This window comes from Catellatospora sp. NPDC049111 (genome assembly GCF_040648615.1).
Lineage (GTDB): Bacteria > Actinomycetota > Actinomycetes > Mycobacteriales > Micromonosporaceae > Catellatospora > Catellatospora aurea.
On the sequence record NZ_JBEZEB010000043.1, the window covers coordinates 1 to 25,103 of the forward strand.

The following is a 25,103-nucleotide window of genomic DNA, read 5'->3' on the forward strand; positions in this document are numbered from 1 at the left end:
TCCTGGGCGTACTGGGCACCAAGCTGTCGAGCCGGGTCTCCGGCGTTCTGGTCGCGATCAAGGTGGCCGTGGTGCTGCTGGTGATCGTGGTGGGCATCTTGGAGCCGCCCTTGAGGCTCTGGACGACCACCTTGCCGCAACGGCCGTCCGGCATCTCCAGGGTCAAGGTCAAGCCGACCGGGTTCTTGATGGCCGCGGAGTCGGCCGCGGGCCGGAAATCGCCCGCCCAGGGCCGGACGCCGCCGTTACGGCCGGGTTCGGTGAACAGAGCGGCGGAGCCGGACGTTCGCGTGCCGTCCGCGGAGATCAGCACTGCAGCACTTCGATAAGTAGCCATATGCGCCCCACTCTATAGGACGCCGGACCTGATCCGGGTGACACGGAACACCCTGTGACCCGTGCGGTGGCTTCTCACCATGACGTGGGCAGGGGCATGCCCTCGGTGTAGCCCGCCGTCGACTGGACACCGATGAGGGCTCGGGCGTGGAACTCCTCCAGGTTGGTGGCGCCCGCGTAGGTGCAGGCGCTGCGGACCCCGGCGACGATCTCGTCGATGACGTCCTCCACGCCGGGACGGGCCGGGTCCAGGTACATCTTGGCGGTGGAGATGCCCTCCTCGAAGACGGCCTTGCGGGCGCGGTCGAACGCCGAGTCCTCGGCGGTGCGCGCGCTGACCGCCCGCGCCGAGGCCATACCGAAGTTCTCCTTGTAGCGCCGCCCGTCCGGGTCGGTGTAGAGGTCGCCGGGCGATTCGTAGGTGCCCGCCAGCCACGACCCGATCATCACGTTCGCCGCGCCCGCGGCCAGGGCCAGGGCCACATCCCGAGGATGGCGTACGCCGCCGTCGGCCCACACGTGCCGGCCCAGCTCACGGGCCGCCGCCGCGCACTCCAGCACCGCCGAGAACTGGGGCCGGCCCACCCCGGTCATCATGCGCGTGGTGCACATCGCGCCGGGGCCCACGCCGACCTTGATGATGTCGGCTCCCGCCTCGACGAGGTCGCGTACCCCCTCGGCGGTCACCACGTTGCCCGCCACAACCGGCACCTGCGGATCGACCGAGCGCACCGCCCGCAGCGCGTTGATCATGCGGGATTGGTGGCCGTGCGCGGTGTCCACGACCAGCACGTCCACGCCGCCCTCCAGCAGCTCGGCGGCCTTGCCGGCCACGTCGCCGTTGATGCCGATCGCCGCCGCGACCCGCAGCCGCCCCTTCTCGTCCAGCGCCGGGGTGTACAGCGTCGCCCGCAGCGCCCCCTGCCGGGTCGTGATCCCCGCCAGCCGCCCCTCGTGGTCGACCACCGGGGCGACCTTGCGCCGGCCCTGGTTGAGGATGTCGAACGCCTCGCGCGGGCTGGCCGTGGCGGGCACCGTCAGCAGCTCCGTCGACATCACGTCGCGTACCTGGGAGAACCGGTCCACGCCCATCGTGTCGGACTCGGTGACCAGCCCCAGTGGGCGGCCCTGCTCGTCGACGACCACCACGGCCCCGTGCGCCCGCTTGGGCAGCAGGTGGATGGCGTCGCCGACGGTCTCGTGCGGGCGCAGCGTGATGGCCGTGTCGTGCACCAGGTGCCGCTGCTTCACCCAGCCGACCACCTCGGTCACCACGGCGCTCGGGATGTCCTGCGGGATCACCGCGAGGCCGCCGCGCCGCGACACCGTCTCGGCCATGCGCCGCCCGGCGATCGCGGTCATGTTCGCCACCACGATCGGGATGGTGCACCCGGTGCCGTCGGCGGTGGACAGATCCACCTCCATGCGCGAGCCGACCTCGGAACGGCTCGGCGCCATGAAGACATCGCTGTAGGTCAGATCGTGCGCGGGCTGCGCACCGGACAGGAACCGCATGAGGCCATCTTCACCCATGGAACCGACCGGCCCTGTACCGACTGGCATATCCGCATCAGCCGGACACATAGTCCCCTGAAACACGACAAGGAATTAGCTAAACTACCTAATTGATCATCAAATTAGGTAGTTTAGCTAATTCGTTGGGTAGTTTTACCTCACCCGAGTCAGCGTGACCTCCACGGACTGGCCGGTGTTGGAGGGGCCCGCGTAGACGCCCTTGAGCGGGGGCACGTCGCCGTAGTCGCGGCCGCGGCCGACCACCACGTGGCGCTCGCCGACCGGTACGCCGTTCGTCGGGTCGTACGCGTGCCACTGCCCCGACCACCACTCCACCCACGCGTGGCTCTGCCCGGTCACCGGCTTGCCCAGCGGCGCGTTCGGGGTCGGGTGCAGGTAACCGGAGACGTACCGGGCGGGCAGACCCATGGCCCGCAGCAGCGCCACGGACAGGTGCGAGATGTCCTGGCAGACGCCCTGCTTCTGCCGCCACACGTGCACCGCGTCGGTCATCACCCCGGTCGCCCCCGGCGTGTACTCCACCTCCCGCCGGACCAGGTCGAACACGGCCAGCGCGGCCTCGTCCGGCCCGTGCGCGGCGCGCAGTTGCGCGGCGAGCGCGCCCAGTTCCTCGTCGAGCGCGGTGCGCGGCGTCGGCAGCAGCAGTTCCTGCCAGCGGTCGACGTCGTTCGGGTCGGTCAGCTCCGCCCAGGACGGGCCGTCGGCGCGCAGCGCGGCCGGGCCGGACGTCTCCACGGTCGCGTCGGCGATCACCTCCAGCACCTCGTGCGGCACCTGGACGTCGAACGAGGTCACCGTGGTGCCCCAGTAGTCCTGGTAGCGGTACGTGCGGGCGGTGGGCCACACGCTGACCCGGGCGTCGAGCACCGTCTGCCGCGCCTCCGAGCTCGGCGACATCCGCGCCTCGTTGTACGACGACGCGACCGGCCCGCCGTACTGGAAACCGGTCCTGTGCCGAATCTGCAACCGCCACCCCGGGCCCGAGACCGTCATGCGTGCCGCCCTTCTACGGAATACCGGTTCATGCGACCGCTCCGGCCTGCCAGTGGACGGCGGCGGTCTGGCGGAAGTAGCGGGCCGAGACCGCGTCGTTGACCTGGGAGCAGGTGCGTTCCAGGCCGGACAGGACCGGGCCGAGGTCGGCGAGCAGCTCGTCGGGCGAGCGGTAGGCCAGGTCGGTGCGGGCGCGGCCGAGGATGCGCTGCGCGTCGGTGCCCATGCCGACCCGGCCGGTGCGGGTGGTGCCCGCGACGGGCTCCAGCTCGGCCAGGCAGGACTCGGCGGTGACCAGCGCGGCCAGGATCGACCGCGGGAACAGCCGGTCGAGCAGCAGGAACTCGGCCGCGTGCCGGTCGCTGAGCGAGCCGCGGTAGGTGCGCAGGTAGGTCTCCCACGCCCCGCACGAGCGCAGCAGGGTCAGCCAGTTCGGGATGCTCCCGCCGGCCCGGGTGTGCGTGGACAGCAGGCGGGCGGTCATGTCGACCCGCTCCACACTGCGGCCCAGCACCAGGAACAGCCAGCCCTCGTCGCGGCTCATGGTGGCGTCGGCGAGCCCGGCCAGCACCGAGCAGCGTTCGCGTACCCAGGTGAAGAACTGGTGCACGCCGCCCTCCTCGATGCGGCGGCGCGACCCGGCCAGGCCGAGCCAGGTGGTGTTGAGGCACTCCCACATCTCGGCGCTGACCGTCTCGCGCGCGCCGCGGGCGTTCTCCCGGGCGGCGGCCAGCGCCCCGAGCACCGAGCTGGTGCTGGTCAGGTCGAGGCCGAGGCGCTCGACGACGCCGGGCAGGCTGGCGCTTTCGTCGGGGCCGATCGGCAGCCCCATGACCGACAGCAGCGACCGGCAGGCCTGCTCCTCGTCGGTCCACGGGTCCTGCAGCATGCGGTGCAGGTGCACGTCGAGGATGCGGGCGGTGTCCTCGGCCCGCTCGACGTAGCGGCCGATCCAGTACAGCGATTCGGCGATCCGGCTCAGCATTGAACCCTCCCGTCGGCGCGTGCCTGCTGTTGCTGCTGCTGTTGCTGGTTGTTGCCGGACTGGCCGGGCCCCGGGTCGGGGCGGCGTGGCGACGGGATGACCGTGATCTCCCCGGGGAACGGGTCCTGCCAGTCCTCGGCCGGGGAGCCGGGCTCGGGCAGCACCCAGGTGTCCTTGGAGCCGCCGCCCTGACTGGAGTTGACGACCAGCGCGCCCTCGGGCAGCGCCACCCGGGTCAGCCCGCCGGGCAGCACTCGGACCTGGTTGCCGTCGTTGACCGCGAACGGCCGCAGGTCCACGTGCCGGGGCCGGAGCCGGTCCTCGATCAGCGTCGGCACCATGGACAGCTTCACCTCACGCTGGGCGATCCAGCCGCGCGGGTCGAGCCGGATGCGCTGGCGTACGTGCTCCAGCTGCTCCTCGGCGGCCTGCGAGCCGATCACGATGCCCGCGCCGCCCGACCCGTCGACCGGCTTGAGCACCAGCTCGTCCAGCCGGCTCAGCACGTGGGTGCGCACGTCCGGGTCGTCCAGCCGGTACGTCTCCACGTTGGCCAGCAGCGGTTCCTCGCCCAGGTAGTAGCGGATCAGGTCGGGCACGTACGTGTAGAGCAGCTTGTCGTCGGCGACGCCGTTGCCGACCGCGTTGGCGATGGTGACGTTGCCCGCGCGCGCGGCGTTGAGCAGGCCCGCGCAGCCGAGCATCGAGTCGGCCCGGAAGTGCACCGGGTCGAGGAACTCGTCGTCGATGCGCCGGTAGATCACGTCGACGCGCTGCTCGCCCGCGGTGGTGCGCATGGCGACCTCGTGGCCTGCGCAGACCAGGTCGCGTCCCTCGACCAGCTCCACGCCCATCTCCCGGGCCAGCAGCGCGTGCTCGAAGTACGCCGAGTTGTGCACGCCCGGGGTGAGCACCACCACGGTTGGATCGTCCACTCCGGCCGGTGCCGAGGCGCGCAGGGCCTGCAGGAGCATGCCGGGGTACGACTCGACGGGCCGCACCCGGGTCTGCGCGAACACCTCGGGCAGCACGTGCGCCATGGCGCGCCGGTTCTCCATCACGTAGCTCACCCCGGACGGGGTGCGCACGTTGTCCTCCAGGACCCGGAACTCACCGGCCTCGTCGCGGATCAGGTCGACCCCGGCGACGTGCACGCGCACCCCGTTCGGCGGCACGATGCCGGCCGCCTCGCGGTGGAAGTGGGCGCTGGTCACGATGAGCCGCCGGGGCACGATGCCGTCCTTGAGGACGTTGCCTTCGCCGTAAACGTCGGCCAGGAACGCCTCCAGGGTGCGCACCCGCTGGGCGACGCCGGCCTCGACGTGCCGCCACTGCTCGGCGGCGATGATGCGGGGCACGATGTCCAGCGGGAACGGCCGCTCGACGCCCTTGAGGGCGAACGTGATGCCCTGGTCGAGGAAGGCTCTGGCCAGCACCTCGGCCCGGATCCGCAGCTCGCCGCCGGCCAGCGGGCGCAGGGTCGCGTGCAGCGCCTCGTAGGTGGGCCGGGGCTCGCCGGGAACCCCGAACATCTCGTCCCAGCCGGGTCCGAGCGGGTAATCCTCGAAAAGGTCCGCCATGTCCCGACGCTACGCGGGAAGCGTTGCGATTGCGTAAACGATGTGAGATCTGGGACGCCGGAACAAAACGGTCAGCGCAATGTCCGATTTAGACTGAATCACTTCATCGCAACTCCAGTTATGGTAACTGGAGTTGCGATGAAGTGGCGGCCTACTCGACGTCGTGCTGCATCAGCTGGCGGGCGGCCTCGGCGAGGCTGCCGCTCAGCGACGGGTAGATGGTGATGGTGTGGGCGAGCTGGTCCACCGTCATGTGGTTCTCCACCGCCATGGTCAGCGGCATGATCAGCTCGCTGGCCCGGGGCGCGACGACGACGCCGCCGACCACGATGCCGCTGGCCGGGCGGCAGAACAGCTTGATGAAGCCGTCGTCGAGGCCCGCCATCTTGGCGCGGGCGTTGCCGGCCAGCGGCAGCATGACCTGCCGGGCCGGAACCTTGCCGCTGTCCACGTCGGCCTGGGAGACACCGACCGTGGCCAGCTCCGGGTCGGTGAAGACGTTCGCGGCGACGGTGCGCAGCCGCAGCGGGGCCACCGCCTCGCCGAGCGCGTGCCACATCGCGATCCGGCCCTGCATGGCCGCGACGCTGGCCAGCGGGAGCACGCCGGTGCAGTCGCCGGCGGCGTACACCCCGGGCACGTTGGTGCGCGACACCCGGTCGACCGTGACGTAACCGCCGGGGCCCACGTTGACGCCGTATTCGATCAGGCCCAGGTCGGTGGTGTTGGGGATGGAGCCGACCGCCATCAGCGCGTGCGAGCCGGTGACCACCCGGCCGTCGGACAGGGTGACCTCGACGCCGTCGCCGACCCGCTTGACCGCGTCGGCCCGCGAATTGTTCAGGATCGTCATGCCGCGGGCCCGGAACACCCGCTCGATCGCCATCGCCGCGTCGGCGTCCTCGTGCGGCATGACCCGGTCGCGGGACGACACCAGGGTCACCGGCACGCCCATGGCCAGGTACGACGAGGCGAACTCGGCGCCGGTGACACCCGAGCCGATGACGATCAGGTGCTCGGGCAGCGCCGGCAGGTCGTACACCTGGCGCCAGGTCAGGATGCGCTCGCCGTCGGGCAGCGCGCTGGCCAGCCGCCGCGGCGTCGCGCCGGTCGCGATCAGCACGGTGCTCGCGTCGATGGCGTACTCGGCGTCGCCGTCGGCCGGGCGCACCCGCACCCGGTGGGTGTGGCCGAGGGTGTCGTCGCCCATCTTCGCGGTGCCCTTGACCAGGGTGACCCCGGCCTTGATCAGCTTCGCGTGGATGTCGCCGGACTGTGCCAGGGCCAGCCGCTTCACCCGGCCGTGGACCGCGGCGGCGTCGACGGTGACGGTGCCCGCGCCCTCGTAGTGGACGCCGAACTCCTCGGTGTCCCGGTAGCTCGTCACGACCTCGGAGCTGGCGATGAAGGTCTTGGACGGGACGCAGTCGTGCAGCACGCAGGCGCCGCCGGCGCCGTCCGCCTCCACGACCGTGACGTCCGCGTCGAGCTGCGCGGCGACCAGCGCCGCCTCGTATCCGGCGGGGCCGCCACCGATGATCACAATCCGACTCACGGTGTCATTCTTCCCTACCGGGCAAGTCGGCCAGGCGCGGATGCGACCGGGCTCACGCTCACCCAGCGTGCCGGAAAAGACACCGAATGGTCCGACACGCACGGGCGTATTCTCAGCAAGGCGTCCGGGCGGCTATCGTCATCGCCGTGCGTCATTACGCAGCGTACGGCTCGAACCTGGACCCAGCCCGCATGCGGGCCTACTGTCCGCACTCGCCTATGGTCGGGACCGGCTGGCTCGAAGATTGGCGGCTGACCTTCGCAGGCGAGGACGAGGTCGGCTGGGAAGGCGCGGTCACCACGATCGTGGAGTCGCCCGGAGACCGGATCTTCGTGGCGCTGTACGACGTGCACCCGTGGGACGAGGCGGCGCTCGACGAGGTCGAGGGCGCCAACGCGGGCACCTACACCAAGCTGCAACTACGGGTCGCGACCCTGGACGGCAGCGCGCTGGCCTACGTCTACGTCTTCAACGGGTACGAGGGCGGCCTGCCGACCGCCTGGTACCTGTCCGAGATCGCGAACGCGGCGGAGAAGGCGGGCGCGCCCGACGACTACGTCGCCGCCCTGCGCGCCCGGCCCACCCGCACCGTCCGGCCCTAGCTCGGCAGGGCCGGCCGCTCGTAGATGTTGGCCTGGTAGGCCGCCCGCATGCCGACGCCGGTGTAGAGCCGGATGGCCTCGGTCGGGTTCGCCAGGTCCACGCCCAGGCCCGCGGAGACCCGGCCGTTGGCCAGGTAGCGGGCGAACGCGGCGGCGAGCAGCGCCCGGCCGACGCCACGCTTGCGGAACTCGGCGCGCACCGCGAGGTGCTTCACCCAGCCCTCGTTGACGGCTTCGCTCTGCTCCGACGACTGCAGGATGCCGGCCATCACGCCGTCCACCTCGGCGACGAACCACTCGTCCAGGCGCACCCGGTGGCCGTCGAGGAAACGCTCGCGCCACCGGTCGTAGCCGGTCGGCTGGTAGTCGGGGGTGTCCCGGAACGCGGCGTCGAGCACGTCGAAGAACTCCGGCATGTCCGCCTCGGTCACCGCGCGCACGGTCACGCCGGGCACCGGGTCCAGCGCCGGGGCGGGCAGGTCGAGCTGCATGCGGGCGTACTGCTTGACGAAGTCGAAGCCCGCCGCGGTCAGCGACTCGATCCAGTAGGCCTCGACCGGGATGGCCCCGGCCCGCACCGTTCCCTCGCCGCGCTCGCGCGCCCGGCGCTCCGTCTCGGCCAGCATGCGCGCCAGCAGCGGGCGCATCGCGGGACGGCCACCCTCGGGGTGGACGTAGACCTCCAGGAAGTCGCGCGGGGCCTCGCCCGGGTTCTCCAGGTAGCCCCAGCCCGCGATCGCACCGGCGGCGGTCACCGCGACCGTGCTGTACGGCCCCGCCAGCGCCTCGGCGACGTCCTCCGGGGCGAAGTCGGCGAAGCCCACCGCGGTCATGTCACTGGCGTGCACGAGCGCCAGCAGGTCAGCGGCGTCCTCGTCACGCGTCGGCCGGAATGACCAGCCCTCGGGAAGTTCGTTCGTCACGCCGCCATCCTGACAACCCACCCCGGAAGGTCACCACCGGATTTGCCCGGCCCACTCGCCCGCGCGGCCGGTCAAGATCGCTCGGCTTGCCGGGCAGGTGGGCGAATGCGAGCTCAAGATACGCACAGTTGCCAGGCAAGTCGGATGATCAAGGGGCGGGGTCAGCGGTGGCGGGAGAAGACGGTGCGGGTGGTGTCCTTGAGGATCGTGATCCATTCGCCGCGTTCGGCGGGGGTGAAGTTCTGGACGGCCTGGCCGCTGATGCGGTCGGCCACCGCGTCGGCCCAGGCCCGGCGGCGCAGCAGCGGAGCCACCGGCGGGTACGGCGGCTGCCAGCCGAACGCGACCGCGGCCGCCTCGCCCTCGGGGCCCGCGATCAGCGCCTGGACCGGGCTCAGGCCGCTGGACCGCACCCCGAGCAGCAGCGCCCCGGCCCGGTGCTCGCGCAGCAGGTGCAGCGCGACGGCGGCGCGGGCGCCCGGCCCGTCGTCGGGCACCGGCATCGCCCGCCACGCGGCGAACAGCGGCAGGCCTGAGCCGTCGGCGGCCAGCACCGCCTTCTCGGTCAGCTCCACCAACCGGTCCACCTTGGCCGCGTCGTCGAGGTGCTCGCTGCCCCAGCGGCAGCACTCGGCGAGCAGGTGCGCGGCGACCTCGCGGGGCGACAACGCGCGCCGGGCCGCGTCCCAGCCGTCGCGCACCGCCTCGGGCGTGATCAGGCCCAGCGCCGCGGCGACGGTGTCGGGGCGCACGTCCCCCAGCGCCCCGCCACGCCCGGCGACATAGCAGGCCCAGCCGGTGAGGCCGAGTTCGCGGGCACGGCGCAGGGTGCGGGGGCATTCCAGGAACGCGCCGCCGAGCCGGTTCACCGCATCGGCCGCCATCGCCGCGGTCTGCATGGGCGTGGCCGTCAAAGGGGGTGTCACATGTGGATTGTGCCGCGCCGGACGCGCCAGGTCAGCCCCCCGGAAAGCGGGTGCGACGTGGACCGGGCCGCCCTAGGCTGGCTCGCGTTGCATACACCCTCGTCGAAAGCGTGGTGCGCGGTGCGCGCGGACATGTACTTCTCGGTCGATGTGGAGGCCGACGGCCCGATCCCGGGGCCGTACTCGATGCTGAGCTTCGGCGCGGCGGTGGCCGGGACCAGGGGTGAGGCCTTCGCGCGGGCCGAGCCGACCGCGGCGACGTTCTACCGCGAGCTGAAGCCGATCAGCGACGAGTTCGTGCCGGCCGCGTTGGAGGTGTCCGGGCTGGACCGGGCGGCGCTGCAGCGCGAGGGCACGGAACCGGTGGTGGCGATGCGGGAGTTCAGCAAGTGGGTCACCGCCACGGCCGGTGAGTTCCGGCCGGTGTTCGTCGCGTACCCGGCCAGTTTCGACTGGATGTTCGTGTACTGGTACCTGATCCGGTTCACCGGGGCCAGCGTGTTCGGGCACTCCGGCTGCCTGGACGTGAAGACGGCGTACGCGATCCGGGCGGGCGTGCCGCTCGGCCGGGCGACCAAGCGCGCCATGCCGCGGCACCTGATGTCCACCCGGCGGCACACGCACCACGCGCTTGACGACGCGGTCGAGCAGGCCGACCTGTTCGCGAACCTGATGACCTGGGACGGCTCCGCCTAGACCGCCACCGTGGACCCGGCGGCCAGCCGCGCGTACTCGGCTCCCGAGCGCGCCGTCATGTGCGCGTCGGTGAGCGCGAGACCCTGCTCGTTGAACAGGCAGTCGTGCATGGCGTACGCCCGCCGCGGCTTGACGGCCCGCACGAAGTCGATCGACTCGGCCAGTTTCAGCCAGGGGCCGGAGATCGGCACGAAGAGGGTCTCCACGTTGGCGCCCTCGGGCACGTCGAACGAGTCCCCGGGGTGGTAGAGCGACTCGTTGACCAGGAAGCCGAGATTCGCCACCTGCGGGATCTCCGGGTGGATCACGGCGTGCAGCCCGCCGTACGCCCGTACCAGCAGGTTGGCCGCGGTGAACGCGTGCCCGGAGGTGACCGGAACGGCCGCACCCGCCCACTGCGCGGCGAACTTGTCCACCACGTCCGGGTGCGCGTGGATCGTGATCGAGGGCCGCTTGGCCAGCGCGTCGGCCAGCCGGTCGGCGTCCACGTGGTCGGCATGCTCATGGGTGAGCAGCACCGCGTCGGCCCCGTCGAGGGCGCGCTCCGACTCGCTCCATACCCCGGGATCGATCACCACGACCGCGTCGTCGTGCTCGATCCGCAGGCAGGAGTGCGAGAACTTCGTCACCCGCATCGGTGGCCGCCTTTCCGTGTCTCGTGAATTCGTGGCCCGAATGTCGTCCTTCCGTGACCAGTCTGCCGGAACCTGAGAGGTCATGAGTGACGTCCGCAAAGGCATGAAGAAGACGTTCGTAACAGTGGCACTGAGCGCTCTGCTGTTGCTCGCGGGTTGTTCGGCGGCCGACGGGACGGCGACCGACACGGGCATGCCGGGGGGCGCCGCGCCCGAGGCACCCGCGGACGGCGGCGCCGGCCTGGGATACCAGCAGAACGGCAAGACCGGGGAGGGTGCGGCGGTCGTTCCCGATGGCGTCACCGCCACCGGCGGGCCGGTCGTCGGCCGGTCCCTGATCTACCGCGGTGACATCTCCGTGCGCGTCGACGACGTCGCCGCGTCCGCCGACCGGCTGACCTCGCTGGTCACCACGGCGGGCGGGCACATCGGGGCGGAGAAGCGCGTCAACGACGGCACCGAGTCCCAGGCCTCGATCACGGTCCGGGTGCCCGCGAAGCAGTTCCACGGCGTGGTGGAGCAGGTCGCGAAGCTGGGCACCGAACTCAGCCGGAGCTCGAACACCGAGGACGTCACCGAGGCGGTCGTCGACCTGGACACCCGCATCGCCGCCCAGAAGGCCAGCGTCGAGTCGGTGCGCCGGATGTTCGCGCAGGCCAAGCAGCTCAGCGAGGTGGTGATGCTGGAGCGCGAGCTGAACCAGCGCCAGGCCGAGCTGGCCTCCCTGGAGCGCAAGAAGGCGGGCCTGGACGACCTGGTCTCGCTGTCCACGATCACCGTGACGCTGGTCGGCCCGCACACCCCGCTGCCCGAGCCCGAGGAGGAGCCCCTGCCGGGCTTCCTGGGCGGGCTTGCGGCGGGCTGGGACGCCTTCGTCGCCTCGGTGCAGGTGGCGCTGGCGATCCTGGGCTTCCTGCTGCCGTTCCTGGTCGCCCTGGCGATTCCGGTCGGCCTGGTGATCGCCCTGCGCCGACGCCGTAGGCCCGCTCCGGCCCCCGCCACCGTGCCCGCGGCCCCGCCCTCCACCTCCACCGACGACTGACCCCCGCGTCAGCGGGCGAGTCGTCGGTGATCGCCGTTTCCGGTCAAAGAGTGCGGTCCCCCCGCACTTCTCGACCGGAAACGGCGATCATGCCGCGGAGCGGCGGACCGGCTACGCACGAAAGCCCCGGCGCGGGCCGGGGCTTTCGTGTCGCGAATCGGATCAGAAGGAGGGGGAGGCCAGCGCCGCCAGGGCGGTGTGGACCATGGTGCGCACGCCGTAGCCGATGGCGCGCTCGTCGACGTCGAAGGCGGACTGGTGGATGTCCATCGGGGCGGAGCCGGGGATGCCCGTGCCCAGCCGGATCATCGCGCCGGGCACGTGCTCCAGGTAGAAAGCGAAGTCCTCGCCGCCCATGCTGATCTCGGCCTCGACGACCCGCTCCGCGCCCAGCGCCGCACCGGCCGCGCCCGCGATCACCGCGGAGGCCATCCGGTCATTGATCACCGGGGGCACGCCGCGGGTGTAGCGCACGTCGGCCTTCGCGCCCGTGCCGGCGACCACGTCCTTGATGAGCTGGGTGACGAGGTCGGGGGCCTCGCGCCAGGCGTCGCGGTTGAGCACCCGGATGGTGCCCTTGGCGCTGCCCTCGTTCGGGATGGCGTTGGAGGCCTCGCCGGCGTGGATCGAGCCGAAGACCATGGACAGCCCGGCCCGCGGATCGACCCGGCGTCCCAGCAACGCGGGCACCTCCGTCACCACCCGTCCCAGCGCGTACACCAGGTCGGCGGTCAGGTGGGGGCGGGCGGTGTGGCCGCCCTTGCCGCTCAGCCGCACCTCGACCGCGTCGCAGGCGGCGGTGATCGCACCGGAGCGCACGCCCACGATGCCCACGGGCAGCTGCGGCGCGCAGTGCAGCGCGTAGATCGCCGCGACGTCCTTCAGCGCGCCCGCGGAGATCATCTCGGGCGCTCCCGAGTTGATCGACTCCTCGGCGGGCTGGAAGATCAGCCGCACCCGGCCGCCGATGCCGCCCTGCTGCTCCAGCTGGGCCAGCGCCAGGCCGACCCCGAGCAGCACCGTGGTGTGCACGTCGTGGCCGCAGGCGTGGGCCGCGTTGGCGACCGTCGAGCGGTACGGCACGTCCTTGGTGTCCGGCAGTGGCAGCGCGTCGAGGTCGGCGCGCAGCGCGATGACCCGGTCGCCCTCGCCGATGTCACACATCACGCCGTTGCCGCGGGGCAGGAACTTCGGCTGCAGACCGGCGGCCGCGAGCTCGCGGGCGACCAGTGCGGCGGTCTCGAACTCCTGGTGCGAGAGTTCCGGGTGCGCGTGAAGGTGACGTCGTACCGCTACCAGGTTCGCGCCGTGCGCGGCGAGCCAGCGGTCGAGCCGGCCAGGTAGCGGATCGGTGTCCGACATGATCTCGGACACCATGGACGACGTCAGCAAGCTGCTCTTGGGCAGCGCCAGCGCACTCGTCACGGCAGATTCTCGATCTCGGTCGATGGGATAAACAGCGTCCAGCCTAGCCCTGCACCGGTGACTCTGCGCAACTACATCTTTGTAGTAGTTGGGTTGCTCAGAGTCACATTCGAGCAGGTCGGAGCCTTGGCAAGCGTGCAGGACCCTCGATGGCAAGTGTCCTCACCTCCTACAACGGGTGACGACGTGCCGGGTCACGCAACACGCGAGACTGACATCACCACCGATATTTCCGTCGCACATTCGGTGCGCGCCGATTCCGTTGTCCCACAAGGAGGACCGCACGGCCGATTCGATCAGGAACCTGTGGACAGAAAACACCGCCGAACCGTGCCATAAGTTCATGATCAACCCAGAAACAAACCACCCCGGCGGGGGTCGCCCGCCGGGGTGGGTGAGGGGGGTGGGTCAGAAGGTTTCGCGGGGGGCGTGGGTGCCCCAGACGGCACGCAGGGCGTGGCAGACCTCGCCGACGGTGGCCTTGAGGCGCAGGGCCTCGCGCATGGGATAGAGCACGTTCTCGGTGCCGTGGGCGGCGGCGCGGAGTTTGTCCAGGGCGGCGTCGACGGCGTCGTTGTCGCGTTCGGCGCGCAGCCGGGCCAGGCGGGCGGCCTGGTCGGCCTCGATCGCCGGGTTTACGCGCAGCGGCTCGTACGGCTCCTCGACGTCGATGGTGAACCGGTTCAGGCCCACCACCACCCGCTCGCGGGAGTCGATCTCCAGGGCGGTGCGGTACGCCGAGGACTCGATCTCGCGCTTCTGGAAGCCGGCTTCGATGGCGTCGACGGCCGAGCCGTACTCGAACACCCGGTCGATCAGCGCCCGCGCCTCGGCCTCGATCTCGTCCGTCATCGCCTCGACCACGTACGAGCCCGCGAACGGGTCCACCGTGGCGGTCAGGTCGGTCTCGTACGCCAGCACCTGCTGGGTGCGCAGGGCGAGCCGGGCGGCCTTCTCGGTGGGCAGCGCGATGGCCTCGTCGTAGGAGTTGGTGTGCAGCGACTGGGTGCCGCCCATGATCGCGCCGAGCGCCTGCGCGGTGACCCGGACCAGGTTGACCTCGGGCTGCTGGGCGGTGAGCTGCACGCCCGCGGTCTGGGTGTGGAAGCGCAGCATCCACGACTTCGGGTCCTTGGCGCCGAACTCCTCGCGCATCACCTTGGCCCAGATGCGGCGGGCGGCGCGGAACTTCGCCACCTCCTCCAGCAGCGTGGTGCGGGCGACGAAGAAGAACGACAGGCGCGGGGCGAACGTGTCCACGTCCAGGCCTGCGGCGACGGCGGCGCGCACGTACTCGATGCCGTCGGCCAGCGTGAACGCGATCTCCTGCACGGGCGTCGCGCCCGCCTCCGCCATGTGGTAGCCGGAGATCGAGATGGTGTTCCACTTGGGGATCTCGGCCCGGCAGTAGGCGAACGTGTCGGCGACCAGGCGCAGCGACGGCTTGGGCGGGAAGATGTACGTCCCGCGGGCGATGTACTCCTTGAGGATGTCGTTCTGGATGGTGCCGTTGAGCTTGTCACCCGGCACCCCCTGCTCCTCGGCGACCAGCTGGTAGAGCAGCAGCAGCACGCTGCCCGGCGCGTTGATCGTCATCGAGGTGGACACCTTGTCCAGCGGGATGTCCTTGAACAGCAGCCGCATGTCCTCGATCGAGTCGATCGCGACGCCCACCTTGCCGACCTCGCCGTGCGCGATCGGCTCGTCGGAGTCGTAGCCCATCTGCGTGGGCAGGTCGAACGCCACCGACAGGCCCATGGTGCCCGCGTTGAGCAGCTGGTGGTAGCGAGCGTTGGACTCCACCGCCGTGCCGAACCCGGCGTACTGGCGCATGGTCCACGGGCGCGAGGTGTACATCGTCGGGTAGACACCCCGGGTGAAGGGGTACTGACCGGGCTTCTCGCCGTCGGCCGGGCCGTAGACGGGCTCGATCGGGAAGCCGGACTCGCTACGCCTCGGTGAACGCTCGTTCATACGGGGGATGTTAGGCGTCCCGGACGGGTCCCGGGGTGAGGGATAACGCACATCACGTACACCGAGGGTGATGGCAAGGGGACGGAACCGTGAAATTCGGTCTCAGAACCCGCCCACGGCTTTCCCTGCGGCGCGGTGTCGTACAGGATAGGGGTGAGCGACCCCATTCCCCTTTGCCATCGTCCCCTCTCCTTTGGCGGCTTAAGCAGTGACCACCCATGCATCCACCTGGAGCGGCAATCCCTCTTCGGGCCGCGCGGCTCCGGGCACCGTCATCGGCGGACGCTATTCACTCCGCACCGCGATCGGGCACGGCGGCATGGGCACCGTGTGGCGTGCCGCCGACACCGTGCTGCGCCGCGAGGTCGCCGTCAAGGAGGTCGTGCTGCCGCCGGGCCTGGCCGCCAGCGACGCCGCCTCGATGTACGAGCGCACCCTGCGCGAGGCCCGCGCCGCGGCGAGCCTGTCGCACCCGAGCGTGGTCCAGGTCTTCGACGTGGTCACCGAGGGCGGCCGGCCCTGGATCGTGATGGAGCTGCTCGACGCCCGCGGCCTGGCCGACATGGTGATCGAGGACGGCCCGCTGGCCCCCCGCGCGGTCGCGAAGATCGGCATCGCGCTGCTCGGCGCGCTGGAGGTGGCGCACGCCGCGGGCGTGCTGCACCGCGACGTCAAGCCCGCCAACGTCCTGATCACCAAGGACGGCCGCTGTGTGCTCACCGACTTCGGCGTGGCCAAACTGCCGACCGACGTGCAGCTGACCACCCCGGGCATGGTGCTGGGCTCGCCCCACTTCATCTCCCCCGAACGCGCGCTGGGCCACCGCTTCGGCCCGCCCAGCGACCTGTTCTCGCTCGGCGTGACCATGTACACCGCCGTCGAGGGCCGCCCGCCGTTCGACAAGGGCGACCCGCTGGCGACCATGCACGCCGTGGTCGAGGAGGAGCCCGTCCCCCCGCAGCGCTGCGGTCCCCTGCGCGAGGTGCTCTACGGCCTCATGGAGAAGGACCCGGACCGGCGCTGGGACGTGACCACCGCCCGCGCCACGCTGCGGGAGCTGCTGGCCGGCCCGCTGGCCCAGAACGCCGTGCCGCAGCACGTCACCGACCCGTGGGCGGTCGTCGCGCCGCAGCCCGCCACCACCGCGTGGGTCACCCCGGCGCAGCCCGAGCGCCCCGCCAAGGAGATCGGCGGCCGGGCGCTGCTGCACACCGGCGAGATGCCGGCCTCCCGGGCGGGTGGCCGCACCCGGGCGAGCGCTGCCGACCCGCTGGACATGCCGACCGGGGCGCACCCCGCGCCGACCGGCGCCCTGCAGACTCTCCCGCCGAAGACCGCCAAGGCCGGCCCGTCCGCGCTCGACGGCGTGGTCGGCCAGGTCAAGGCCCTGCCGAAGAAGCTGCGCCTGGCCGTCGGTGCGGGACTCGTGGGCGTGCTCGTGGTCACCGGCGTGGCTTGGGCCGTGATGGGCGGCGGCGACGAGACCCCGCAGGGCGCGGCGATCGGCGCCTCGCCGAGCGCCCCCGCGGCCTCGTCCGCCTCCGCGCAGGTGCCCGAGGGCATGCAGCGGGTGACCTTCAAGAACGTCACGGTGCTGGTCCCCAAGGGCTGGACCCCGGCCAAGTCGGGCAGCTACATCGACTACCGCGACCCGACCGACAAGGAACGCTGGCTGCGCATCAACGTCTACAAGTCGGGCGGCAACCCGACCCGGGAGCTGGAAGGCGCGGAGAAGAACTTCAAGAAGGAAGACCGCTGCCAGAAGGACACCTACCAGCGGATCGAGCTCAGCGACCAGAAGCTCGGCACGCTGGAGACCGCCGCGCAGCTGGAATACCAGTGCACCCCGCCCAACAAGAACCCGCGGCACGCGATCTGGCGGATCGGCGTCGAGGGCGGCACGGCGTTCCACATCTACCTGTCGACCTGGGAGGACTCGTTCGCCCAGGACAAGGCGTTCTTCGACCAGGCGATCGACTCGTTCACGATCACAACCTGAGAGGTTCGCCGAGCAACCGACCGGTCTGCGTGTTATGAAACACCGATGACCGACTTGCTTGCCGATCGCGTACGCCACTGGATCGCTCAGGATCCCGATCCCGACTCCCGGCAGGAGCTCCAGCGGCTGCTGGACGCGCTGCCGGGCACGGAGGCGGAGCTCACCGACCGGTTCAGCGGGCCGCTCACGTTCGGCACGGCCGGCCTGCGCGGGCCGCTGCGGGCGGGGCCGAACGGCATGAACCTGGCCGTCGTCCGCCAGGCCGCCGCCGGGCTGGTCAACTGGCTCACCAAGCACGAGCCGGGCGGCCTGGTGGTGATCGGCTACGACGCGCGCCGCGGCTCGCACGAGTTCGCGCTGGAGACCGCCCGGGTCGCGACCGGCTCCGGCATGCGCGCCGCGCTCCTGCCGCGCCCGCTGCCCACGCCGGTGCTCGCGTACGCGGTGCGCGCCATGGACGCGGTCGCGGGCGTCATGGTCACCGCCTCCCACAACCCGCCCCAGGACAACGGCTACAAGGTCTACCTGGGTGAGCACCTGGGCGGCCCGCTCGGCGCGGGGGCGCAGATCGTGCCCCCGGCCGACCAGGAGATCGAGGCGGAGATCCGCGCGGTCAAACTGCTGTCCGAGGTGCCGCTCGGCCACCCGGGCACGGTGCTCGGTGACGACATCGTGGACTCGTACCTGACTGCGGCCGCCGCGGTGGTGCAGGACGACCAGCCCAAGGACCTGGCGGTGGCGTACACGCCGCTGCACGGCGTCGGCGGCAAGGTGCTCGGCGACGCGTTCCTGCGCGCCGGGTTCGCGCTGCCCGCGACCGTTCCCGCGCAGGCCGAACCGGACGGCGCGTTCCCCACGGTGGCGTTCCCGAACCCGGAGGAGCCGGGCGCGATGGACCTGGTCCTCGCGCTGGCGGCCGAGCGCCGCGCGGACATCGTCATCGCCAACGACCCCGACGCCGACCGTTGCGCCGTCGCGGTGCCGGTCGGCAACGGCAACGGCTGGCGCATGCTGCGCGGCGACGAGGTGGGGGTGCTGCTCGCCGACCACCTGATGCGGCTGGGCCGCACCGGCACGTACGCCACCACGATCGTCTCGTCGTCGATGCTGCGGGCCATGGCCGCCAAGCGCGGCGTCGGGTACGCCGAGACGCTCACCGGGTTCAAGTGGCTCGCCCGCGCCGCGCCCGACCTCGCCTACGGGTACGAGGAGGCGCTGGGCATCTGCGTGGCGCCGTGGATGGCCCGCGACAAGGACGGCATCACCGCTGCGCTGCTCGTCGCCGAGTTGGCCGCCGGTCTGAAGGCGGAGCTGCGCACCCTCACCGACCGGCTGGACGAGCTGGCCGCCGAGTTCGGCCTGTACGTCACCGACCAGCTCTCGGTGCGGGTCGACGACCTGGCCGAGATCGGCACGATGATGGCGCACCTGCGCGCCAAGCTGCCCACCTCGCTGCTCGACGAGCCGGTCACCTCCACCGAGGACCTGCTCGACCGCCCCGCCGAGTCGGCCGCCGACGTGGTCATCCTGCGCACCGAGACCGCGCGGGTGGTGGTCCGCCCGTCCGGCACCGAGCCGAAGCTCAAGGCATACCTGGAGGTGGTCGAGCCGGTCACCGACGGCGACGTCGCCTCGTCGCGCGAACGCGCCGCCGCCACCATCCGCGCCCTGCGCACCGAGGTCGCCGCCGCCCTCGGCATCTGGTCCGTCAGCCCGTAACGAGCAAGGAAGGGCACCTTCACAACGCTCCGCGTTGTAGAAGGTGCCCTTCCTAACATCTCAGGTCGTTGACCTGGGCTTTTGGATGAGATCAGCGCGGGCGGTGGCAGCGCCACGCTGATGCGCCCTAAGAGGAGGGCGCGACCAGCGGGCCGACGTCCCAGACGGTGACTCCGCCGGTGCGTACGCCATCGGTGTCCACCAGGTCGTCGACCAGCTTGCGCAGCACGTCGGCGCGGGGCTCGCGATCGGACAGCACCAGTGCTCCGGCCCGCCAGAACCGCAGGTCGGCGATCAGCCCGTCGCGCATCCGCGCGGTGACGCGGGGGGCTTTCGCGCCCTCGGCGACCGCGGCCAGCAGCAGGTCCGTGGGACGCGGCGGCGGCCCGAAGACGGCGGACCCCGGCTCGCGGCCCGGCCCGATGAAGTAGCCGCCGGGGAACGTGTAGTCCGCTCCGGACTGCGCCCACCAGTGCATGCCGTCGCTGTGCTTGTTGCTGGTCACGGGCACGGTCACCAGGGTGCGACCCGCCGGGACGTACGCCCGCCAGGTGCCCTCGGTGATGAACCGCGGCACCGGCATCCCGCGGTGCGTCAGCAGCGGCAGCGGCAGCAGCGGCACCAGCGCGAGCACGACCAGGGCGTACGCCAGCCGCCGCACCGGCAGTTCTCCCGCCGATCGGCGCGGCAGCCGCCCGACGGCCTCGATCGCCAGCGCCAGCAGCGCCCCGGCCACCGGCAGCAGCACCAGCCCGAACCGGACCGGCACCACCGACTCCAGCAGCGGCAGTTGCCCCAGCGGCCGCCACAGGCCGGGCAGCGCGGTGCGCTCGCCGCCCGCGAACACCTGCTTGCCCATGGCGAAGAGCGCGAACACCGCTCCGGTCGCCAGCAGCGCCCGGACCAGCGCACGCTGCCACAGCCAGCCCGCCACCGCCAGCGCCAGCACCGCCAGCAGCGGCCAGCCGAGGAACGTGTTCTCCTCGGCGGCGTTCGGCGCGAGCAGCCGGACCGCGTCGACGTTGCCGCCCAGCGACAGCCGCGGGAAGGCGGCGAAACTCGCCAGGTCGGCGCCGTAGGCCGAGGCGCCGGGCGGCAGGCCGCGGAAGCTCTGCGGGCCGAAGAACTGCGACCACAGGGGGTACGCCAGCAGCGCGCCCCCGACCAGCGCGGCGACCCCTGCCGTGGCCAGCACGGGGCGGATCGCCGCCCGCTGCGCGGGCCAAGTCGCCACGGCGTACGCGGCGAGGAAGACCCCGCAGGCCAGCGCCGTGTAGAGCAACACTTCCTCGTTGACGAAGGCCTGGGCGACGACGAGCAGCCCGAGCACCACGCCGTTGCGCAGCCGGCGGCCGGGCTCTCCCATACGCAGCGCCTGGTGCACCAGGAACGGCACCAGGAACTGGGCGGTCCAGTTCGGATGCGCGTTCGCCTGGCTGATCATGCCGGGGCCGAAGCCGCACAGCGCCGCCCCCGCCGCGGCGGCCGCCGCCGAGGTGGTGACGTGCCGGCGCAGGAACCAGTACCAGGCGGCGGCGGTGCCGGCCAGGCCCAGCACCAGCAGCACCGCGAAGCTGATCTGCGGGCCCCAGATCGCGGTGACCGGTGCGAGCGGGATGCCCAGGCCGAGGACCACCGTGTTGGCCATCAGGTTGACCCCGTGCGGGGCGTTCATCTGCGTGGTGAAGAACGGCACGGCGTCGCCGGTCAGCACGTCGAGGCCGTGGCGCAGCACGAACTGGAAGAAGACCTGGTCGGCGATGTTCTCCGAGACCAGCGCGCGCGACCCGTCCTTCCACAGTCCGGACGTCACGTACACCGCCGCGAGCAGGAACCCGACCCCCACCGCGAGGTTCACGTTGACGCGTTTGGGCTGTTCAGCGCGGTTCTTCGCACGGTGAGGGCGGTCGGCGGGGGTGGGCCGTGCCCGGTGCCACTCCTGAATTTCGGTCTTCACGAGCGTCGAATCTACGGCATTTAGGTAATCTGTCCGGATTAGCCCTGAATGACAGGGACAAACAGGAATTCATTTCTCGTTGCGGCTATCGGACGGAAACAAGCGATGACGACGTACGCCACGGAGCCGAGCCTGCTCACCGGGGACCAGAAGATCCAGGCCGCGGTGCTGGAGAGCCTCGCCGAGGCAGCGAACCACCGCACCTGGTTCGCGGGCATGGCCACCCCGTATCTCGGCGCGCACCCCATCGAGATCGGCAGCGGGCTCGGGGACTACCTGCTGGAGTGGCTGCCGTACGTGGACCGCTTCACCGCCACCGAAGCCGACCCTGAGCGGCTGGTCGACCTCAAGCAGCGCTTCGCCGACGACCCCCGGGTGGAGGCGCGTGAGCTGCTGCTGCCCACCGATCAGTCCGGCGACCACACGGCCCTGGTCAGCTACAACGTCCTGGAGCACATCGAGGACGACGTCGCGGCACTGCGCAGCATGGCCCGGCTGATCCAGCCCGGCGCCCCGATGGTGCTGGTGGTGCCCGCGTTCCCGATCGCGATGAGCAAGGTCGACGTGGCCACCGGCCACTGGCGGCGCTACACCCGCCGCACCCTCACCGACGTCGCGGCCGCCGCCGGCCTGACCGTCGAACGCGTGGAGTACGTCAACTCGCTCGGCTTCATCTGCTACTTCATCACCGCACGCCTGCTCGGCATGTCCCCCAAGGGCGGCCTCATGATGCGCGTTTACGACTCCCTGGTCACCCCCGTGACCCGCTGGCTGGAGTCCCGCCTGCGCCCCCCGTTCGGCCAATCCGTCCTGGCCGTCCTCCGCCGCCCCTGACCCGCCTTTTCCGGTTGATCATGAACCTACGGACGTGTTCGACGGCGTGTCCCCACCCTGCCACCGTGATCGTTTGCGCGGCCGGAGCGAGGCGCGGGTGATCACGGCGCCGGGGTAGCGACACGCCGTCGAACACTGCCTTAAGTTCATGATCAACCCAAAAGGGGTGGTCAGAAGCGGGGCATGCCGCCGAATTGGCGGTCGCCGGCGTCGCCGAGGCCGGGGACGATGAACATGTTGTCGTTCAGGTGGTCGTCGATGGAGGCGGTGACCAGGCGCAGGGGGAGGCCGGAGGCGCGGAGGCGGTCGATGCCGGCGGGGGCGGCCAGGACGCAGAGCACCACGATGTCGGTGCAGCCGCGGTCGGCGAGCAGGCGGCAGCAGTGCTCGAGGGAGCCGCCGGTGGCCAGCATCGGGTCGAGCACCAGGACCGGCTTGCCGGTGAGGTCTCCGGGCAGGGACTCCATGTAGGCCCGGGGCTCGAAGGTGTGCTCGTCGCGGGCCAGGCCCACGAAGCCCATCGAGGACTCGGGCAGCAGGCTCAGCGCGGCGTCGGCCATGCCGAGACCGGCGCGCAGCACCGGCACCAGCAGGGGCGGGTTCGCCAGGCGGGTGCCCACGGCGGTCGCGACCGGGGTCTCGACCGGGAACGTGTCGGCCTTGAAGGTACGGGTGGCCTCGTACGCCAGCATGGTGGTGAGCTCGTGCAACGCGGCCCGGAAGCTGGCCGAGTCGGTGCGGGAGTCGCGCATGGCGGTGAGGCGGGCCTGGGCCAACGGGTGATCAACGACGAGTACGTCCACGACGTGAAACTACCCGCCCGTAGCCGCCCGCGTCGTGCCAACCGGTGTCGTGGGCTCCGCCCCCGTGGTGTAAGTCCCGCTCACCCCGCCCGGTGCGCCGCCAGCCGAGCCCGGTCGTCCACCGCCTGCGCCACGGCGACCAGCGCGTCCGCCACGTGCGTGGCGCGACCTGGCGCGTCCGGCACCAGGTCGGCGGGAATGAGCGGGCCCATCGCCGGGCCGAGGCGGACGAGCGGGCCGGGCGGCGGTCCGGCGGGGGCCACCGGGTCGGGTGTGGCGACGGCTGCCTGGGCCGCCGCGTAGATCGTGTGCATGGCTTCGGCGTACCGCCGGGGGGTGTGGCCGGCGGCGCAGGCTCGCGCGGCGGCGCCCAGGCGGCGGGCGGCGCGGCGGTCGGTGAGCACCTTGAGCACCGCGTCGCCGAACGAGGCCGGGCCGGGTTCGGCCAGCACCGCGTTGCCGTCGAGGGTGCCGTAGCGGTGCAGGGACGGGTCGGCCAGCACCGCGGGCAGCCCGGCCAGGGCCGCCTCCTGCAGCACCAGGGCCTGCGTGTCGGTACGCGACGGGAAGGCGAACACGTCGGCCGCCGCGTACGCCGCGGCCACCACGTGCGGGGGCTGCTGCCCGGTCAGCACCACCCGGTCGGCGACCCCGGGTCCGGCCGCGCGCAGCAGCCGGGCCAGCCAGCGCCGCTCGTAGACCGCCCCGACCAGCACGAGCCGTGCTTTCGGCATCGCCGCCAGCACCCGGGCGAACGCCGGGACCAGCAGGTCCACGCCCTTCTCCCGGTTGACTCGGCCGACGAACAGCACCACGGGGTCCTTCGGGCCGATGCCGTGCCCGGCCCGGAACGCCCCGGCCTCGGCGCGCGACGCCGGGCGCTCACCCACGCCCGTGGGAACCAGCGCCATCCGCGCCGCGGGCACCGGCAGCGCGACCCGGTCGAGCACGGCCCGGGTCGGCACGACGACCGCGCGAGCCTCGCCGAGCAGCAGCCGGTTGCCCTCGCTGAGCACCGCGGCGCGGTCGCCCCGCAGGGCCGCGGGCACCCCGAGCCGCCCCGCGTACAGGCGCAGCAGCAGCCGCAGCGCCCAGCCGGGCACCCGGTACGCCTCGGCGTACGCGTGCAGGTCGGTGTGGTACGTCTGCACCAGCGGCACGCCGAGCCGGGCGGCCAGCAGCACACCGAGCAAGCCGGTCGGGCCGGGCGTGTGCACGTGGACGACGTCGGGCCGGTATGCGCCCAGGTCGGCGACGAGCTGCTCGCGGGTCGACCGGGCGCACAGCGCCCAGCGCGCGAGCCGCAGGTCGGCGACCCCGCAGGCGAGCGCCGGCAGCCGCAGCAGGCCGGGCTCGTCCTCCTGGTCCCCGTGGGCCGGGACGACGCAGTGCACGTCGTGGCCGGCGGCGGCCTGGGCCGCGCGCAGTGTCCGCAGCGACGTGACGACTCCGTCGCGGCGCGGCAGGTACGTGTCGGTGAAGTGCATGATGCGCACACCAAGACGGTCGGTGACCTGCGTGGATGCGGCGTGAACGCGGCATGTCGGGAGGATGTGGTGACGGCGGCCACCCTTCTGCCGAATCCCACGACATGGACAAGATCGATAAACGTGAGGCCGCGTAGACTCGCCGTATGACGGCCACCATCTCACCGTTGTCCGAGGTCACGCGCTCTGACGCGGCGCTGCGGACGTTCCTTTCCGGCCTGCCCGGCGTCGACCGGGTCGGCGCGGACGCGCGCGCCGCGGGGCTGGGCACCCGCTCGATCAAGACGACCGCCAAGGCCTGGGCGATCGACCTCGCCATCCGGATGGTGGACCTGACCACGCTGGAGGGCGCGGACACCCCCGGCAAGGTCCGGGCGCTGTGCGCGAAGGCCCGGCAGCCCGACCCGGGCGACCCGACGTGCCCGCCGGTGGCCGCGATCTGCGTGTACCCGTCGATGGTGCCGACCGCCGCCGAAGCGCTGCGCGGCTCCGGCATCCACCTCGCCAGCGTCGCGACCGCCTTCCCGTCGGGGCAGGCCCCGCTGAAGGTGAAGCTGGACGACACCCGGGCCGCCGTCGCCGCGGGCGCCGACGAGATCGACATGGTGATCAGCCGGGGCGCGTTCCTGGCCGGGCGCTACCTGGAAGTCTTCGAGGAGATCGTGGCGATCAAGGAGGCCTGCGGCAAGGCCCACCTGAAGGTCATCCTGGAGACCGGCGAGCTGGTCACGTACGACAATGTGCGGCGCGCGTCCTGGCTGGCCATGCTGGCGGGCGGCGACTTCATCAAGACCTCCACCGGCAAGGTCGCCCCGGCGGCCACCCTGCCCGTCACGCTGATCATGCTGGAGGCGGTGCGCGACTTCCTCGACACCACCGGCCGCCAGGTCGGTGTGAAGCCCGCCGGTGGCATCCGCACCACCAAGGACGCCATCAAGTACCTGGTCATGGTCAACGAGATCGTGGGCGAGCGCTGGCTCGACCCGGACTGGTTCCGGTTCGGCGCGTCCACGCTGCTCAACGACCTGCTGATGCAGCGCACCAAGCTCGCCACCGGCCACTACAGCGGCCCCGACTACTTCACCCTGGACTGAAC

General features: G+C 71.8%; 21 protein-coding genes. 7 read left to right on the top strand and 14 right to left on the bottom strand.

Annotated elements, in window-relative coordinates:
• From AB0B66_RS35725 to AB0B66_RS35750, 6 genes are all read right to left on the bottom strand, one after another.
• On the bottom strand, positions 1-313 hold a 313-nt coding region (locus tag AB0B66_RS35725; RefSeq protein ID WP_360538424.1), incomplete at its 3' end, for a hypothetical protein.
• Between the two features lie 98 nt (positions 314-411).
• Positions 412-1,851: a GuaB1 family IMP dehydrogenase-related protein gene (locus tag AB0B66_RS35730; RefSeq protein ID WP_360538426.1), complete on the bottom strand. Its 1,440-nt coding sequence runs from the start codon at positions 1,849-1,851 to the stop codon at positions 412-414.
• 153 nt (positions 1,852-2,004) lie between these two features.
• Positions 2,005-2,865, bottom strand: coding sequence for a transglutaminase family protein (locus AB0B66_RS35735; RefSeq protein ID WP_360538428.1), 861 nt, complete (start codon positions 2,863-2,865; stop codon positions 2,005-2,007).
• A 28-nt stretch (positions 2,866-2,893) separates the two neighbouring features.
• Positions 2,894-3,850: an alpha-E domain-containing protein gene (locus AB0B66_RS35740; protein ID WP_360538430.1), complete on the bottom strand. Its 957-nt coding sequence runs from the start codon at positions 3,848-3,850 to the stop codon at positions 2,894-2,896.
• Positions 3,844-5,430, bottom strand: a complete 1,587-nt coding sequence (locus AB0B66_RS35745; RefSeq protein ID WP_360538432.1) for a circularly permuted type 2 ATP-grasp protein — start codon at positions 5,428-5,430, stop codon at positions 3,844-3,846. Before AB0B66_RS35745 ends, AB0B66_RS35740 begins: the two co-directional genes overlap by 7 nt.
• Before the next feature lie 151 nt (positions 5,431-5,581).
• Positions 5,582-6,985, bottom strand: coding sequence for an NAD(P)H-quinone dehydrogenase (locus tag AB0B66_RS35750; RefSeq protein ID WP_360538434.1), 1,404 nt, complete (start codon positions 6,983-6,985; stop codon positions 5,582-5,584).
• 146 nt (positions 6,986-7,131) lie between these two features.
• On the opposite strand from AB0B66_RS35750, the gene AB0B66_RS35755 reads away from it, so the two are divergent.
• The gene (locus AB0B66_RS35755) at positions 7,132-7,587 is read left to right on the top strand and encodes a gamma-glutamylcyclotransferase family protein (RefSeq protein ID WP_203693259.1); all 456 of its coding nucleotides are present in this window, start codon (positions 7,132-7,134) and stop codon (positions 7,585-7,587) included.
• Here the strand turns inward: AB0B66_RS35755 and AB0B66_RS35760 are convergent.
• On the bottom strand, positions 7,584-8,510 hold the full coding sequence (locus AB0B66_RS35760; RefSeq protein ID WP_360538436.1) for a GNAT family N-acetyltransferase: 927 nt from the start codon (positions 8,508-8,510) through the stop codon (positions 7,584-7,586). The genes AB0B66_RS35755 and AB0B66_RS35760 overlap by 4 nt on opposite strands.
• A 161-nt stretch (positions 8,511-8,671) precedes the next feature.
• A complete protein-coding gene (locus tag AB0B66_RS35765) occupies positions 8,672-9,409 on the bottom strand; it encodes a hypothetical protein (RefSeq protein ID WP_360538529.1) in 738 nt (245 codons plus the stop codon).
• A 147-nt stretch (positions 9,410-9,556) separates the two neighbouring features.
• Between AB0B66_RS35765 and AB0B66_RS35770 the strand changes: the two genes are divergently transcribed.
• Positions 9,557-10,132 carry an exonuclease domain-containing protein gene (locus AB0B66_RS35770; protein WP_360538438.1) on the top strand — a complete coding sequence of 192 codons (576 nt, stop codon included), beginning with the start codon at positions 9,557-9,559 and terminating at the stop codon, positions 10,130-10,132.
• On the opposite strand, the gene AB0B66_RS35775 is transcribed toward AB0B66_RS35770, so the two are convergent.
• Complete coding sequence (locus AB0B66_RS35775) at positions 10,129-10,767, bottom strand: MBL fold metallo-hydrolase (RefSeq protein WP_360538440.1); 639 nt, start codon at positions 10,765-10,767, stop codon at positions 10,129-10,131. The genes AB0B66_RS35770 and AB0B66_RS35775 overlap by 4 nt on opposite strands.
• An 82-nt stretch (positions 10,768-10,849) precedes the next feature.
• Between AB0B66_RS35775 and AB0B66_RS35780 the strand changes: the two genes are divergently transcribed.
• The gene (locus AB0B66_RS35780) at positions 10,850-11,809 is read left to right on the top strand and encodes a DUF4349 domain-containing protein (RefSeq protein ID WP_360538442.1); all 960 of its coding nucleotides are present in this window, start codon (positions 10,850-10,852) and stop codon (positions 11,807-11,809) included.
• A gap of 162 nt (positions 11,810-11,971) precedes the next feature.
• On the opposite strand, the gene AB0B66_RS35785 is transcribed toward AB0B66_RS35780, so the two are convergent.
• Positions 11,972-13,234 carry an amidohydrolase gene (locus AB0B66_RS35785; protein ID WP_360538444.1) on the bottom strand — a complete coding sequence of 421 codons (1,263 nt, stop codon included), beginning with the start codon at positions 13,232-13,234 and terminating at the stop codon, positions 11,972-11,974.
• A gap of 408 nt (positions 13,235-13,642) precedes the next feature.
• Positions 13,643-15,208, bottom strand: coding sequence for a methylmalonyl-CoA mutase family protein (locus tag AB0B66_RS35790; protein ID WP_360538446.1), 1,566 nt, complete (start codon positions 15,206-15,208; stop codon positions 13,643-13,645).
• 208 nt (positions 15,209-15,416) lie between these two features.
• Between AB0B66_RS35790 and AB0B66_RS35795 the strand changes: the two genes are divergently transcribed.
• The gene (locus AB0B66_RS35795) at positions 15,417-17,207 is read left to right on the top strand and encodes a serine/threonine-protein kinase (protein ID WP_360538448.1); all 1,791 of its coding nucleotides are present in this window, start codon (positions 15,417-15,419) and stop codon (positions 17,205-17,207) included.
• 45 nt (positions 17,208-17,252) lie between these two features.
• Positions 17,253-18,926 (top strand): phospho-sugar mutase, encoded by a 1,674-nt coding sequence (locus tag AB0B66_RS35800; RefSeq protein ID WP_360538450.1) that lies wholly within the window; start codon positions 17,253-17,255, stop codon positions 18,924-18,926.
• Positions 18,927-19,053: 127 nt separating this feature from the next.
• Here AB0B66_RS35800 and AB0B66_RS35805 read toward each other — a convergent pair whose 3' ends face one another.
• The gene (locus AB0B66_RS35805) at positions 19,054-20,883 is read right to left on the bottom strand and encodes a hypothetical protein (protein WP_360538452.1); all 1,830 of its coding nucleotides are present in this window, start codon (positions 20,881-20,883) and stop codon (positions 19,054-19,056) included.
• A gap of 105 nt (positions 20,884-20,988) precedes the next feature.
• Between AB0B66_RS35805 and AB0B66_RS35810 the strand changes: the two genes are divergently transcribed.
• Positions 20,989-21,717, top strand: a complete 729-nt coding sequence (locus AB0B66_RS35810; protein ID WP_360538454.1) for a class I SAM-dependent methyltransferase — start codon at positions 20,989-20,991, stop codon at positions 21,715-21,717.
• 170 nt (positions 21,718-21,887) lie between these two features.
• Here the strand turns inward: AB0B66_RS35810 and upp are convergent, their stop codons facing one another.
• Together upp and AB0B66_RS35820 are read right to left on the bottom strand one after the other, a co-directional pair.
• Positions 21,888-22,520: a uracil phosphoribosyltransferase gene (gene upp / locus AB0B66_RS35815; RefSeq protein ID WP_360538456.1), complete on the bottom strand. Its 633-nt coding sequence runs from the start codon at positions 22,518-22,520 to the stop codon at positions 21,888-21,890.
• Between the two features lie 80 nt (positions 22,521-22,600).
• Positions 22,601-24,007, bottom strand: coding sequence for a glycosyltransferase (locus tag AB0B66_RS35820; RefSeq protein ID WP_360538531.1), 1,407 nt, complete (start codon positions 24,005-24,007; stop codon positions 22,601-22,603).
• 146 nt (positions 24,008-24,153) lie between these two features.
• Between AB0B66_RS35820 and deoC the strand changes: the two genes are divergently transcribed.
• On the top strand, positions 24,154-25,101 hold the full coding sequence (gene deoC, locus AB0B66_RS35825) for a deoxyribose-phosphate aldolase (RefSeq protein WP_360538458.1): 948 nt from the start codon (positions 24,154-24,156) through the stop codon (positions 25,099-25,101).
• Positions 25,102-25,103: the final 2 nt, after the last annotated feature.